This window comes from Microbacterium sp. JZ37 (assembly GCF_035188445.1).
GTDB classification, from domain to species: domain Bacteria; phylum Actinomycetota; class Actinomycetes; order Actinomycetales; family Microbacteriaceae; genus Microbacterium; species Microbacterium barkeri.
The window spans coordinates 3,365,735-3,379,589 of the sequence record NZ_CP045253.1 but is presented as its reverse complement, the minus strand read 5'-3'; the positions used below and the strand labels follow the sequence as shown (position 1 = coordinate 3,379,589).

General features: G+C 72.3%; 15 protein-coding genes. 13 read left to right on the top strand and 2 right to left on the bottom strand.

What is annotated here, in order from left to right:
* Positions 1-6: 6 nt before the first annotated feature.
* On the bottom strand, positions 7-405 hold the full coding sequence (locus GC092_RS15610) for a phage holin family protein (RefSeq protein ID WP_271172630.1): 399 nt from the start codon (positions 403-405) through the stop codon (positions 7-9).
* Positions 406-472: 67 nt separating this feature from the next.
* On the opposite strand from GC092_RS15610, the gene GC092_RS15605 reads away from it, so the two are divergent.
* From GC092_RS15605 to GC092_RS15590, 4 genes are all read left to right on the top strand, one after another.
* Entirely contained in the window at positions 473-1,546 is a 1,074-nt protein-coding gene (locus tag GC092_RS15605; protein ID WP_324013174.1) for a histidinol-phosphate transaminase, read from the top strand.
* Positions 1,547-1,661: 115 nt separating this feature from the next.
* The gene (locus GC092_RS15600; protein ID WP_282978471.1) at positions 1,662-2,801 is read left to right on the top strand and encodes a thiamine pyrophosphate-dependent enzyme; all 1,140 of its coding nucleotides are present in this window, start codon (positions 1,662-1,664) and stop codon (positions 2,799-2,801) included.
* Entirely contained in the window at positions 2,798-3,778 is a 981-nt protein-coding gene (locus tag GC092_RS15595) for an alpha-ketoacid dehydrogenase subunit beta (RefSeq protein ID WP_271172633.1), read from the top strand. The genes GC092_RS15600 and GC092_RS15595 overlap by 4 nt, the downstream gene beginning before the upstream one ends.
* 12 nt (positions 3,779-3,790) lie before the next feature.
* Entirely contained in the window at positions 3,791-5,116 is a 1,326-nt protein-coding gene (locus tag GC092_RS15590; protein ID WP_324013171.1) for a dihydrolipoamide acetyltransferase family protein, read from the top strand.
* An 11-nt stretch (positions 5,117-5,127) separates the two neighbouring features.
* On the opposite strand, the gene GC092_RS15585 is transcribed toward GC092_RS15590, so the two are convergent.
* Positions 5,128-6,147, bottom strand: coding sequence for a GTP-binding protein (locus GC092_RS15585; protein ID WP_324013170.1), 1,020 nt, complete (start codon positions 6,145-6,147; stop codon positions 5,128-5,130).
* A 77-nt stretch (positions 6,148-6,224) separates the two neighbouring features.
* Between GC092_RS15585 and ykgO the strand changes: the two genes are divergently transcribed.
* The 9 genes from ykgO to GC092_RS15540 all read left to right on the top strand — a co-directional run bounded on the left by ykgO (position 6,225) and on the right by GC092_RS15540 (position 13,828).
* Positions 6,225-6,347: a type B 50S ribosomal protein L36 gene (gene ykgO, locus GC092_RS15580; RefSeq protein ID WP_067949122.1), complete on the top strand. Its 123-nt coding sequence runs from the start codon at positions 6,225-6,227 to the stop codon at positions 6,345-6,347.
* Between the two features lie 41 nt (positions 6,348-6,388).
* Entirely contained in the window at positions 6,389-7,402 is a 1,014-nt protein-coding gene (locus GC092_RS15575) for a metal ABC transporter solute-binding protein, Zn/Mn family (RefSeq protein ID WP_324013165.1), read from the top strand.
* Between the two features lie 65 nt (positions 7,403-7,467).
* A complete protein-coding gene (locus GC092_RS15570; protein WP_271172637.1) occupies positions 7,468-8,298 on the top strand; it encodes a metal ABC transporter ATP-binding protein in 831 nt (276 codons plus the stop codon).
* Positions 8,295-9,203 (top strand): metal ABC transporter permease, encoded by a 909-nt coding sequence (locus GC092_RS15565; protein ID WP_324013162.1) that lies wholly within the window; start codon positions 8,295-8,297, stop codon positions 9,201-9,203. The genes GC092_RS15570 and GC092_RS15565 overlap by 4 nt, the downstream gene beginning before the upstream one ends.
* A gap of 23 nt (positions 9,204-9,226) precedes the next feature.
* Positions 9,227-9,631: a Fur family transcriptional regulator gene (locus GC092_RS15560; protein ID WP_271172639.1), complete on the top strand. Its 405-nt coding sequence runs from the start codon at positions 9,227-9,229 to the stop codon at positions 9,629-9,631.
* Positions 9,628-10,656, top strand: a complete 1,029-nt coding sequence (locus GC092_RS15555) for a permease (protein ID WP_324013160.1) — start codon at positions 9,628-9,630, stop codon at positions 10,654-10,656. Before GC092_RS15560 ends, GC092_RS15555 begins: the two co-directional genes overlap by 4 nt.
* Complete coding sequence (locus GC092_RS15550) at positions 10,649-11,620, top strand: TIGR03943 family putative permease subunit (protein WP_324013158.1); 972 nt, start codon at positions 10,649-10,651, stop codon at positions 11,618-11,620. Before GC092_RS15555 ends, GC092_RS15550 begins: the two co-directional genes overlap by 8 nt.
* Complete coding sequence (locus tag GC092_RS15545; RefSeq protein WP_324013156.1) at positions 11,610-13,160, top strand: hypothetical protein; 1,551 nt, start codon at positions 11,610-11,612, stop codon at positions 13,158-13,160. Before GC092_RS15550 ends, GC092_RS15545 begins: the two co-directional genes overlap by 11 nt.
* Positions 13,157-13,828, top strand: a complete 672-nt coding sequence (locus GC092_RS15540; RefSeq protein ID WP_324013154.1) for a DNA-3-methyladenine glycosylase — start codon at positions 13,157-13,159, stop codon at positions 13,826-13,828. Before GC092_RS15545 ends, GC092_RS15540 begins: the two co-directional genes overlap by 4 nt.
* Positions 13,829-13,855: the final 27 nt, after the last annotated feature.

The following is a 13,855-nucleotide window of genomic DNA, read 5'->3' as shown; positions in this document are numbered from 1 at the left end:
CCCGCGTCAGCGGGCGCGCTTCTGCTGCGGGCGCAGGATGACGCCGAACAGCCAGTTGATGATGCTGATGAGGATGCCGGCGAGCACGGCCGGCCAGAACCCGTCGAGGCCGAGACCCCATCCCCACGACGACATCACCCAGGCCGTGACCCACAGCAGCACGCCGTTGAGCAGGAGGGAGATGAGGCCCAGCGTCAGGATGAACAGCGGGAAGGCGACGATCTTGATCGCCGTGCCCACGATCGTGTTCACGATCGCGAACACCGCCGCGATCGCGAGCAGCGTGAGCACGAGCTGCAGGTCGCCGCCCGGCGCGAACGGCGTCACGGTGACATGCAGGAACGGGATGAGGCTCACGATCCAGATCGCGAACGCGTTGACGACGACGCGGATGACGAAGCGCATGCCCGCAGTCTTCCACCGCCGTCTGCATCCGCGCTGGCCATCCGGCGGCGGTCCCTAGAATCGACCCGTGACCACGCCAGAGCCCGTCCTCCCGCGCATCCGTCCCGAGATCGCGGCCCTCCCGCCGTATCGCCAGGGCAAGGCCGCGGGCGTCGGCGGGTTCAAGGTCTCGAGCAACGAGAACCCGTTCGACCCCCTTCCGAGCGTCGTCGAGGCCGTCCGCGGGGCGTCGGCGCTGAACCGCTACCCCGACGCCACGGCCGCCCGCCTGCGCGAGAAGCTGGCCGAGCGCTGCGGCGTCACGGCCGACGGCGTCATCGTCGGGGCGGGCAGCGTGTCGCTGCTCGCCGCGTTCATCCAGGCCGCCGCGGGGGCGGGCGACGAGGTCGTCTACGCGTGGCGATCGTTCGAGGCGTACCCGAGCCTCGTCCTCGTCGCGGGCGCGACGGGCGTGCAGGTGCCGCTGCTGCCCGACGGGCGCCACGATCTCGACGCGATGGCGGCCGCCGTCACCGATCGCACGCGCGTCATCCTGCTCTGCACGCCGAACAACCCCACCGGGCCGATCATCACGGCGGCCGAGTTCGCGGCGTTCATCGCGCGGGTCCCCGCCGACGTCCTCGTGCTCCTCGACGAGGCCTACGCCGAGTTCGTGACCGACGCGGCGCGCGTCGACGGGCTCGCCGAGCGCGTCTTCGAAGCGCACCCGAACGTCGTCGTCCTCCGCACCTTCTCGAAGGCCTACGGGCTCGCGGCGCTCCGCGTCGGCTACGCGATCGGGCACCCGCGCGTGCTCGACGCGGCCCGCAGCACGGCCATCCCGCTGTCGGTGACCGCGCACGCCGAGGAGGCGGCGCTCGCGAGCCTCGACGCGGCCGACGAGCTCGAGGCGCGCGTCGCCGAGATCGTCGCCCGGCGCGACGATCTCGCCGCGCGACTGCGCGAGCTCGGATGGCGCGTGCCGGCCGCCGAGGGGAACTTCGTGTGGCTGGACGGAGCGGATCAGGCGATCGCAGACGCGTTCGAGGAGGCCGGCATCATCGTGCGGCCGTTCCCCGAGGGCATCCGGATCTCGGTCGGCGAGCCCGAGGCCGTCGAGCGCATCCTCGAGGTCGCCGCGGCCGTCGCGCCGGCCTCCTGATCGTCCGCGCATCCGCCGCGGCGCATACGACTGTGGGGTGCGGACCACGAAATCGGCGATCCGTTGTCCGCCGTGTTCCCCCGCCCGACCGCCGCAGGGCGATTAGCGTGGAGAAGTGACTTCGTCAGACTTCCTGACCGACCCGGAGACGGTTCGCGTCCTGGCCCCGGACGGGACCTTCGCGCCGTCCCCCGCGGCGGAGCGGTACCTGCCCGTGATCGAAGCGCTCGGCGACGCCGATCTCGAGCAGTTCTACCGCGACATGGCCGTCATCCGCGCGTTCGACCAGCAGGCGACGCTCCTGCAGCGCCAGGGGCAGCTCGCCCTGTGGCCGCCGTCGTTCGGGCAGGAGGCCGCACAGGTCGGGTCCGCGCGCGCGACGCGCCCCCATGACCACGTCTTCCCGTCGTATCGCGAGCACGTCGTCGCGCGCATCCGCGGCGTCGACCCGATCGACATCATCAAGCTCATGCGCGGCCTCACGCACGGCGGGTGGAACCCGTGGGAGGAGCGCAACGGCAACACGCACATCTACACGCTCGTGCTCGGCTCGCAGACGCTGCACGCGACCGGCTTCGGGATGGGCCTGAACTTCGACGGCAAGACCGGATCGGGCGACCCCGAGAAGGACGAGGCCGTGATCGTCTACTACGGCGACGGCGCATCGAGCGAGGGCGACGTGCACGAGGCGATGGTGTTCGCCGCCTCGTACAAGAGCCCGACCGTCTTCTTCCTGCAGAACAACCAGTGGGCGATCTCGGTTCCGGTCGCGACCCAGGCCAGCGCGCCGTTCGCCGCGCGCGCGGCCGGCTACGGCATCGGATCGGTCCGGATCGACGGCAACGACGTGCTCGCGAGCTATGCCGCGACGCGCGTGGCGCTCGACGAGGCGCGCTCGACGCCCGGACCGCGTGCGATCGAGGCGGTCACCTACCGCCGCGGCGCGCACACGACGAGCGACGACCCCACGAAGTACCGCACGGAGGACGAGGAGGCCGCCTGGGCGCAGCGCGACCCGATCGCCCGCATGCGCGCGTACCTCCTCGCGCGCGGGGCATCCGAGGCCTTCTTCGCCGAGGTCGATGCCGAGGGCGCCGACCTCGCCGCCGACGTGCGCAAGCGCACGGTCGAGCTGCCGGCGCCCGTGCCCGCCGACATGTTCGCGCACGTCTACGCCGATCCGCACCCCCTCATGGACGAGCAGAGCCGCTGGCTCGCCGACTACGAGGCCTCGTTCGAGGAGGGACGCGCATGACCCTCGAGACCCTGACCTTCGCGAAGGCCCTCAACGCCGGCCTGCGCCAGGCGATGGCCGACGACCCGCGCGTGCTCATGATGGGCGAGGACATCGGCCGCCTCGGCGGCGTGTTCCGCATCACCGAGGGCCTGCTCGCGGAGTTCGGCGAGCAGCGCGTCCTCGACACCCCGCTTGCCGAGTCGGGCATCGTCGGCACCGCGATCGGCCTCGCGATGAACGGCTTCCGCCCCGTCGTCGAGATCCAGTTCGACGGCTTCGTGTTCCCGGCGTTCGACCAGATCACGACGCAGCTCGCGAAGCTCACGAACCGGCACGAGGGCGCCCTGTCGCTGCCCGTCGTCATCCGCATCCCGTACGGCGGTCACATCGGGGCCATCGAGCACCACCAGGAGAGCCCCGAGGCGTACTTCACGCACACCCCGGGTCTGCGGGTCGTGAGCCCCTCGACGCCGAACGACGCCTACTGGATGATCCAGGACGCCATCCGCTCGAACGACCCCGTGATCTTCATGGAGCCGAAGAGCCGCTACTGGCCCAAGGGCGAGGTCGACCGCAGCGAGCGGCCCGCGCCCCTGCACGCGAGCCGGATCGTGCGGCGCGGCACCGACGTGACGCTGGTCGGCCACGGCGCGATGGTCACGACGCTCCTGCAGGCCGCCGCGCTCGCCGAGGCGGAGGGCACGAGCTGCGAGGTCGTCGACCTGCGCTCGCTCTCGCCCGTCGACTACGGGCCGATCATCGACTCCGTGAGCGCGACCGGCCGCATGGTCTACGCGCAGGAGGCGCCGCAGTTCACGAGCCTCGGCAGCGAGATCGCGGCGACCGTCGCGGAGCGCGCCTTCTACTCGCTCGAGGCGCCCGTGCTGCGCGTCTCGGGATTCGACGTCCCCTTCCCGCCCGCCAAGCTCGAGGGCGCCTTCCTGCCCGACGCCGACCGCGTGCTCGAAGCCGTGGACCGCGCGCTCGCGTACTGAGAGGATCGACGGATGCAGACCTTCCACCTCCCCGACGTCGGCGAGGGCCTGACCGAGGCCGAGCTCGTCGCGTGGCGCGTCAAGCCCGGCGACGCGCTCCAGGTCAACGACGTCGTCGCCGACATCGAGACGGCGAAGTCGGTCGTCGAGCTGCCCTCGCCCTACGCGGGGGTCGTCGGCGAGCTCCTCGTGTCGGAGGGCGAGACGGTCGACGTCGGAACCGCCATCATCACGATCGCGGAGGCCGACGACGCGGCCCCCGAGGAGCCCCGAGGGGCGGCGGATGGCGCTGCCGCGAAGGAGGGCGGCGGCTCGGTCCTCGTCGGGTACGGATCGGGGGGCGAGGCGTCGACGCGCCGACGCCGCAAGCGCCCCGAGACACCGCCCGCGAAGCCCGCCGGCGTGCTCGCGAAGCCGCCCGTGCGCAAGCTCGCACGCGACCTCGGCGTCGATCTGTCGGAGGTGCGCGCCACGGGCCCGTCCGGCGAGGTGACGCGCGACGACGTCGTGCGCCACGCCGAGCAGGCGTCGGTGTTCCGGAACATCTCCACGCCCGAGTGGTCGCCCGTCCGCGAGGAGAAGATCCCCGTGGCCGAGCCCGCGGCCCCCGAGGCCCAGCCCTGGACATCCGATCCCTCCCGCGTCGAGTCGATCCCGGTCAAGGGCGTCCGCAAGGCGACCGCGAACGCCATGGTCGGATCCGCGTACTCGGCGCCGCACGTGTCGGTGTGGACCGACGTCGACGCGAGCCGGACGATGGAGTACGTCAAGCGGCTGAAGGCGTCGCCCGACTTCGCCGACGTCAAGGTCTCCCCGCTGCTCATCATGGCGCGCGCCGTCATCTGGGCGGTGCGCCGCACGCCCATGATCAACGCGGCGTGGGTCGAGGAGGAGGACGGCGCGAAGATCCACGTGCGCCACTACGTCAACCTCGGCATCGCCGCCGCGACCCCGCGCGGCCTGCTCGTGCCGAACATCAAGGACGCGCAGAGCATGTCGATGCGCGACCTCGCGAAGGCGCTCGAGCGGCTCACCGTCACGGCGCGCGAGGGCAAGACGACGCCCGAGGACCAGCGCGACGGCACGATCACGATCACGAACATCGGGGTGTTCGGGATGGACGCCGGCACGCCGATCATCAACCCGGGCGAGGCCGGCATCATCGCGATGGGGGCCATCCGCCAGAAGCCGTGGGTCGTCGACGGCGAGGTGCGCCCGCGCTGGGTGACGACCGTGTCGGGGTCGTTCGACCACCGCATCATCGACGGCGACAAGATCAGCCGGTTCATCGCCGACATCGCGTCGGTGCTCGAGGAGCCGGCGCTCCTGCTCGACTGACGGCGGCGGGGTCAGTCCGCGCCGGCACCCTCCCACGCGGGGAACGGGTCGGGCAGGCCGGCCCACGCCTCGGGGCCGGCGGCGAACTCGTCGTCGGTGAGGCACGCCGCGTCGAGGGCGGCCACGAGTCCGGCGCGATCGAGGTCGAGGCCGATGAACGCGAGGTCCTGCCCGGCGGCGAGCAGCTCGTCATCGACGCCCAGGTCGTCGTCGGTCGCGAGGGGCTGGAACGACAGCATCCGCCCGACGTGCTCCCAGTGCGCCGTGACGTGCGGCCGCGTCGCGAGGCGGCAGAAGCCGGCCGAGCGGAGCACCGTCCCGAAGGCGCCCGCTTCGACGGGGCCGTCGAGCAGGGCCGCGAGACGACCGGGGTGGAACGGGCGCAGCGCCTCGTAGCGCAGCGCGCTCACGCGCGCGTCGGTCATGTGCGGTGCATGGTCGTCGTTGAGCACGGCGATCCACCCCGGGCGCTCCTGCACCGCGGCGTACTCGGTGCGGAGCTCGGGCGCGGACGACGGCGCCGGATGGAGGCGCAGGCGGCAGCGAGGGCTCAGTGCGCTCACGATCGCGAGCGCGAGCGACAGGTCGGGCGTCGAGAGGCGCTCCCAGCCCACGAGGACGACGGTCGAGGCGTACTCGATCTGCGTCACGGCCGCGAGCGCGGCGGCCCGCAGCGTTCTGCCCCCGTCGGGCGCTCGATAGGCCAGGTAGTCGTCGCGCCCGAGATCGTCGAGCAGGTGGGGCGCATCGACGACGCACGTGACGCCGACGAGGCGGGCGGGCGACGACGGATGCGCGAACTCGCCGATGATCTCGGTCGTCGGCGTGCCCGTGGGGAATTCGATCACGGCGCCCGCACGCGTCTCCACCCACGGCGCAAGGGCGATCGCCTCGTCGACGGGGTCGAGCGAGACGGCCAGACGCGAAGCGGGGATGACCGTGCGCGCCGTGTGCTCGGCCGTCTCGACCGCGTATCGGAGGCGCTCCGGCGGGCACGTGCCGACCACGGCGACGACGTCGATCTGCGGCATGAGGTGGTCCTTCCGTTGGGCAGGCGGGTCTGCACACGCTACCTTAGTGAGAACCATTCTCAGTAACGGAGGTCGCCATGAAGGTCCGCGCATCCCTCAAGTCGCTCAAGAATCAGCCGGGGGCGCAGGTCGTGCGCCGTCGGGGTCGCGTCTACGTCATCAACAAGCTCAACCCTCGCTTCAAGGGTCGGCAGGGCTGACCCGATTCGAGAACGATTCTCATTTCGTTTAGTCTGGAGTCATGATCGATCGCCGCCTCGCCCTGCCCGCCCTCATCGCCCTCCCCGCGCTCGCCCTCGCCGGCTGCGCGACGGCGTCGAGCGGTGAGACGGGCGACGGCGGCGACGCCTTCCGGATCGTCGCCTCGACCAGCGTCTACGCCTCGCTCGCCGAGCAGCTCGTGGGCGACGCTGCCGAGGTGACCGCGATCATCGACTCGCCCACGCAGGATCCGCACTCGTACGAGGCCACCGCGCGCGATCAGCTCGCGGTCGACGGCGCCGACATCGCCATCCTCAACGGCGGCGGGTACGACCACTTCATGGAGGAGCTCGTCGAGGCCGCGGGGACCGAGCACGTGCTCACCGCCGTCGAGTTCTCGCATGCCTACCCCGGCAACGAGGGGCATGAGGAGGGCGACGGCCACGACCACTCCGCGGAGGCGGAGGAGGAGCACGACCACGCTGAGGAGGAGGAGGGCGCCTCTCACGAGGGCCACGACCACATCGAGGGGTTCAACGAGCACGTCTGGTACGACCCGCACACGATCGCGCACGTCGTCGAGGATCTCGCGGGCGAGCTCGAGGAGCTCCTCCCCGACGCCGCATCCGACATCGCTGCGGCCGAGGAGGCGCTCGTCGCCGACATCGAGGGGCTCGAGGCGTCGCTGGATGAGATCTCCACCGCGCATGCGGGCTCGCACGTCTTCTTCACCGAGCCCATCGGCGGCTACCTCGCCGAGGCGGCCGGTCTCGAGGACGTCACGACCGACGGCTTCGCGGAGGCGGTCGAGGAGGGGCAGGATGTCGCGCCCGCGACGCTCCTCTCCGCGACTGAGGCGATCGAGGGCGGCGAGGTCGACGTGGTCGTCGCGAACGCGCAGACCGGCGGTGCGGAGACGTCGCGGATCATCGAGACGGCCGAGGCCGCGGGGGTCCCGGTGGTCGAGTACGCCGAGACGCTCCCGGAGGGGCAGACGTACGTCGAGTGGATGGCCGACAACATCGCCGCCCTGGGCGACGCTCTCGAGGGCTGATGCGCGGCGGGGGAGTTCCCGCTCTCACGGAGAACGATTATCAATCCGGGACTAGGCTGACCGTCATGCCCGAACCCGTCCTCGAGATCTCCGGAGCCGCCCTCCGCCTGCGCGGACGCGAGCTGTGGTCGGGGCTCGACCTCGCCATCCGTCCCGGCGAGTTCGTCGCCGTGCTCGGGCCGAGCGGGTCCGGCAAGACCACGCTCCTGCGCGCGATCCTCGGTCTCCGGCAGCTCAGCGCCGGCTCGATCCGCGTCGAGGGCAAGCCCGTCCGCAAGGGCAACCGCCGCATCGGGTACATCCCGCAGCAGCGGCCGTTCACCCCGGGAACGAGCCTGCGCGCCCGCGACCTCGTCGCGCTCGGCGTCAGCGGCTCACGGTTCGGCCTGCCGATCCCGCGGCGCGGCGACCGCGCGCGCGTGGATGCGCTGCTCGAGGCGGTCGGCGCGACGCGGTACGCGGATGATCCGGTCGGGTCGCTCTCGGGCGGCGAGCAGCAGAGGCTGCGGGTGGGGCAGGCGCTCGCCGACGCGCCGGGTCTGCTCCTGTGCGACGAGCCGCTCTCGAGCCTCGACCTCGCGAACCAGCGCGCCGTGACGGCGATCATCGACCGCGAGCGCGCCGAGCACGGCGCCGCGGTGCTGTTCGTGACGCACGACGTGAACCCGATCCTCGACTCGGTCGACCGCATCCTCTACATCGCGGGCGGCCGCTTCACGTTCGGCGCTCCCGACGAGGTGCTCCGCACCGAGGTGCTGAGCGACCTCTACGGCGCTCCCGTGCAGGTGCTGCGCGCGGGCGGCCGCCTCGTGGTCGTGGGGATCCCGGACGCCGAGCCGCACCATCCGCACGAGCACCACGACCACGCCCACCATGACGCGGAGGCGCACGCATGAGCCCGCGCATCCTGCCCGGCGTCGAGTGGAGCGACGTCTTCTCGTTCGACGACTACGGCGCCCTGCTGCAGCTCGTGTCGAACTCGATCATCGCCGCGGCGGCCCTCGGCATCGTGGGCGGGCTGATCGGCGTCTTCATCATGCAGCGCGACATGGCGTTCGCCGTGCACGGCGTGAGCGAGCTGTCGTTCGCGGGCGCCGCCGCCGCGCTCCTCTTCGGCGGCAGCGTCGTGATGGGGTCGCTGCTCGGCGCCGTGGCAGCCGCGCTCATCATCGGCGCCCTCGGTGCGAAGGCGCGCGACCGCAACTCCGTCGTCGGAGTGCTCATGCCCTTCGGGCTCGGCATCGGCATCCTCTTCCTGTCGCTCTACGAGGGCCGCAGCGCGAATCGCTTCAGCCTGCTCACGGGCCAGATCGTCTCGGTCTCGAGCCCCGACCTCGGCTGGCTCATCCTCATCAGCGCGATCGTCTTCGCGGGCCTGCTGCTCATCTGGAATCCGCTGCGCTTCGACTCCCTCGACCCGCAGTCGGCCGAGGCGCGCGGCGTGCCGACCCGGCGCGTGAGCATCCTGTTCATGCTGCTGCTGGGCCTCATCGTCGCGGTCGCCGTGCACATCATCGGCGCCCTGCTCGTCATGGCCCTGCTCGTGACGCCCGCGGCGGCGGCGATGCGGGTGAGCCACGGTCCGCTCGCCGTGCCGCTCCTGTCGGCGCTGTTCGGATTCGTCTCGGCGGTCGGCGGCATCCTCCTCGCGATCGCGGGAACCCTGCCGGTGAGCCCCTACATCACGACGATCTCCTTCGCGATCTGGGGCGCGTGCCGCCTCATCTCGTGGCGTCGCGATCGGGCCCTGCGCACCGGCGATGCTCAGTCGGCGCCCAGCGCTGCCCCGAGCATCGCATAGGCGCCCGGCCTAGAATCTCTCGTATGGCCCAGCGGAACACGTGGCAGCGCGAGCGCGTGCGCGACGCCCTCAGCGACGCCGAGGGATTCGTCAGCGCGCAGGCGCTGCACGCGGCCCTGCGCGACGAGAACACGGGCATCGGGCTCGCGACGGTGTACCGCGCGCTCGCGGGGCTGACGGCCACGGGCGAGGCCGACACGCTGCAGAGCCCGGACGGCGAGGCGCTCTACCGCGCATGCTCGCAGGGGCATCATCACCACCTGATCTGCCGCCGCTGCGGAAAGGCCGTCGAGATCGAGGCCCCGCCGGTCGAGCGGTGGGCACAGGAGACCGCCGCCAAGCACGGCTTCCGCGAGGCCGAGCACATGATCGACATCTTCGGGATCTGCGCCGAGTGCGCGGCCGAGAAGGACGCCGCCTCGGCGTGACGTCCGTCACGACGCGCGAGCGCCCCGCGCAGCCGCCGACATCCCGGAGCCGTCTCGCGATCGGGCTGGGAGCGGGGCTCGCGGTCGTCGCGGCGCTGTTCCTCATCGACGCGCTCGCGCCCGCGCTCTTCCCGCAGCCGCTGCCCACGCGCGCGCAGGACGGCCTCACGCTCTCGCTGAGCGTGCTCATCGAGTCGCTCCCGTTCGTCGTGCTCGGCGTGCTCCTGTCGATCGTCGTCCAGGTGTGGGTGCCTGCGCACGTGATCGAGCGCGCGCTCCCGCGGCAGGGCTGGGCGCGGCGGGCGGTGCTGTCGCTCCTCGGCATGCTCATCCCGGTATGCGAATGCGGGAATGTGCCGTTCGCACGGGGGCTCCTCATGCGCGGGCTCACCCCGGCCGACGCCCTGACCTTCCTCGTGGCGGCGCCGATCGTCAACCCGATCGTGATCCTGACGACGCATCAGGCGTTCGGGTGGGACGGCGGCATCCTCGTGGCGAGGCTCGTCGGCGGCTTCCTCATCGCGAACCTCATCGGATGGCTGTACAGCCGCCATCCTGATCCGGAGCGCATCCTCACCGATCGCTTCCGCGACACGTGCGAGGTCGTCGCGGGCGAGCAGGGCGACCGCGCGCGTCGCAGCCTCGCCCAGTTCGTCGTCGAGCTGCGCGCGGTCATGCCGGCGCTCGTCATCGGGTCGGCGATCGCGGGAGCCGTGCAGGTGCTCATCCCTCGCAGCGTGCTCATCGCGATCGGCTCGAACCCCGTGCTGTCGATCGTGGCGATGATCCTCCTCGCGATGACCGTCGCGATCTGCTCGAACGTCGACTCGTTCTTCGCGCTCTCGTTCGCCTCGACGTTCTCGTCTGGCTCGCTCGTCGCCTTCCTGCTCGTCGGGCCGATCGTCGACGTGAAGATGCTCGCGCTCATGCGCACGACCTTCACGGCGCGCGTCCTCGCGGGCATCGTGGCGGTCGTGCTGCTGTCGGCCTTCGTCATCGGGATCGGGGTGAATCTCGTTGCGTGACGATCGGACGGCCGCCGTGCGGAAGGCGGGCGCACGCTGGCTCGGCGTGGGCCTCGCGGCCGTGCTCGCCGTCGTGACGATCGGGCTCGCCGTCGCCGGCCGGCTGCAGCTCTACATCAACCCCGCGCAGACCTGGTTCGCGGTCGGGATGGCCGTGCTCGCGCTCGTGGGCACGGTGTGGTCGTTCGCGCTCCCGCTCGGCGCCGAGGCCGACCACGGCCACGACCACGGCCCCGGTGGCGCCCACGATCACGCTGACGCCCACGGCCACGGCCACGCCCACCACGACCACGTTCACGCCCCGGCCGACGGGCACCACCCCGATCAGCATGTCTCGATCGCCGCGGGAAACCGACCGCCATACCCGCCGGGAGTGAGACATGCAGAGGGGCGGCACGGCGCAGGGGCACGTGGGGTCGCAGGGGTGCGGCGAGTCACCGGGACGCGGCGCGTCGCAGGGGCGGCGGCGGTCGTGGTCGGCGGTGTGGCGGCATCGGCCGTCGCGGTCGCGGCGCTCGTCCTCCCGCCGGCCTCGCTGTCGGTCGAGCTCGCGATGGACCGCGACACGGGCACGCCGCCGCTCTTCGCCGGAGCCGACACCGTCACCCTGGCCGCGAGCGGCGACACGAGCGGGTTCGGCATCGGGGAGTGGTCGACCGTCTTCGCGACGGCGACGAACCCCGACGCCTATGCGGGCAAGGAGGTGACCCTCACGGGCTTCGTCACGCCCGACGAGGAGAGCCCCGACGGCGTCCGCCTCGGGCGCCTCGTCATCACGCACTGCGTGATCGACGCGCAGCCCGCCTCCGTTCCGGTGTCGGTGCCCGAGGGCACGGCCAGCCTCGCCGTCGGCGAGTGGATCGAGGTCACCGGCACGATCGCCGCCGACGCGTCGGGCGCGCTCTCCATCGAGCCCGAGACCATCACGGCCGTCGACGCACCGGAAGATCCGTATGAGTACTGACGGCGGGCGTCCTCTCAGCCGCCGGGAGCTGCGCGAGCGGACCGAGGCCGCGCGAGCCCCCGAGGCCGCGCGAGCCCCCGAGCCGCCCGAGCCCGAACCGCCTCAGCCCGCACCGTCCCGCCCCGCGGAGCCCGAGCCATCCGCGCGGCCTCGCCGCTTCGTCGCGGCGATGCTCGCGGTGCTCGGCGTGCTCGGGGTGCTCGCCGGCGGCGGCGCGGCCGTGAGCCTCACGCAGGGGCCGCGCGTGAGCACGGTCGAGGTCGACGCCGAGGCGGCCACGCAGGCCTCGGGGAGCCGCGTCGTCCTCACCGCGAACCAGGCCCTCGCCGAGATCGACGCGTCGCAGGTCACCGTCTCTCCTGAGACCCCGTTCACGGTCGCCGCGGCCGGGCGCATGGTGGGCGTGCGGTTCACCGTGCCTCTCGACGACGACACCGAGTACACGGTCACGATCGACGGCGCGGAGAGCGTGGGCGGCGGGCCGGCGGCGACGCTCGAGACGACGTTCACCACGCCGCCCGCGGAGATCTTCCTCCTGCAGCGCGACGCAGACGGCGACGACACGATCTTCCGCAGCGACATCTCGGGCGACGCGGCGGTGCCCGTCTACACGGCGGCGTCGATCGACGACTTCCGGGTCACGGGCGAGCACCTCGTCGTCTCGGTGCGCGAGGACGACGCCTCGGCGCTCTACGTCGCCGACCGCGACGGTTCGCACGCGGAGAGGATGCCGCTGCCGGGCGAGGGCACGATCACCGGCCTCCAGGTCTCCAGCCGCGGCGAGCTCGTCGGATACACCTACACCGACCTGCAGCTGAGCGAGACCGAGGGGCGGGCGAGCGTGCTCTTCACCGCAGACCTCCGCGAGCCAGATGCGGAGCCCGAGCCGATGGTCGTCGGCGACGAGGAGCCGAGCATCGCGAGCTGGCGCTTCGTGCCCGACTCCTCCGCGCTGCTGTTCGTGAACTTCGCGGGCGACCTCATCGTCTACGACCCGGCCGCCGAGAATCCGTCGCCGACCGCTCTCGGCACGGCGTTCGCGATCGACGCCGTCACGCGCGGCACGTACACGGCGTTCATCGAGCGCCTGGATGTCGCCGGCGGCGTGCAGCTCGACCTCACCACCGGCGACGAGACCGACCTCGTCGAGCCGTCAGACGACCTCGGGCAGCCGGGTCGTGTGCTGCCCGTGCCCGGCGGAGGGACCGTCCGGGAATTCGTCCGGCTCGGAGCGGATGGCACGCCCGAGGCGCAGCTGGTCGCGTACGTCGACGACGAGGGCGCGTCGCGGACGCTGCTCGAGGCGACGGGCGCGGATGGCCTGCTCCAGACGTGCGTGTCGCCGAGCGGCCGGTACGCGGCGGCTCTCGTCGCTCCGGATCTCACGACGAACCGCTACGACTACGACGCCCTGCAGCCGCTGCCGACGACGCTCGAGACCCACATCATCGAGATCGAGACCGGCGAGGAGGTCTCGAACCTGTCGGGCTTCGGCATCAGCTGGTGCGACGTCGGCCCGTGGGACTCAGTGACCGGATGACCGACGGTCTCCACGCGGCGACGCGGGAAGAGCTGCGCGGTCTTCCCGTCGAGGTCGCGCCCAGGCTCCTCGACGGGCTCCTCGCGACGACGATCGACGGCGACGACGTCGTCGTGCGGCTGACGGAGGTCGAGGCGTATCACGGACTCGGCACGGGCGACGTCCATGACGCCGGCTCGCACGCCCGCATGGGGCGCACCGCCCGCAATGCGACGATGTGGGGCGAGCCCGGCCATCTCTACGTCTACCTCAGTCACGGCATCCACTCGTGCGTCAACGTCGTCTGCGGCCCCGAGGGAGAGGCCGGCGGAGTCCTCCTGCGCGCCGGGGAGATCGTGGAGGGTGCGGATGTCGCGCGCCGGCGGCGCGAGGAGCGCGGCGTTGCGCGCACGGATCGGGATCTCGCCCGCGGCCCCGGTCGCCTGGGCGACGCCGTCGGGCTGCGGTACCCCGTGCACGACGGGATCGATGCCGTGACCGGCGAGCCGCAGGCCGGCGCGACCGCCCGCCTGCAGCTGCGGGACCATCCGATCGGGTTCGTCTCGGGGCCGCGCGTGGGCGTCGCGGGCCTCGCGGGCACGAGCGCGTTCCCGTGGCGCTTCTGGATCCCGGGAGACCCGACCGTGTCGGCGTTCCGCCCGGGCCGCGGAGCCGTCGAGCCGCGCTGAGGCGCGTGCGCCGCCCGTGGACGGCGC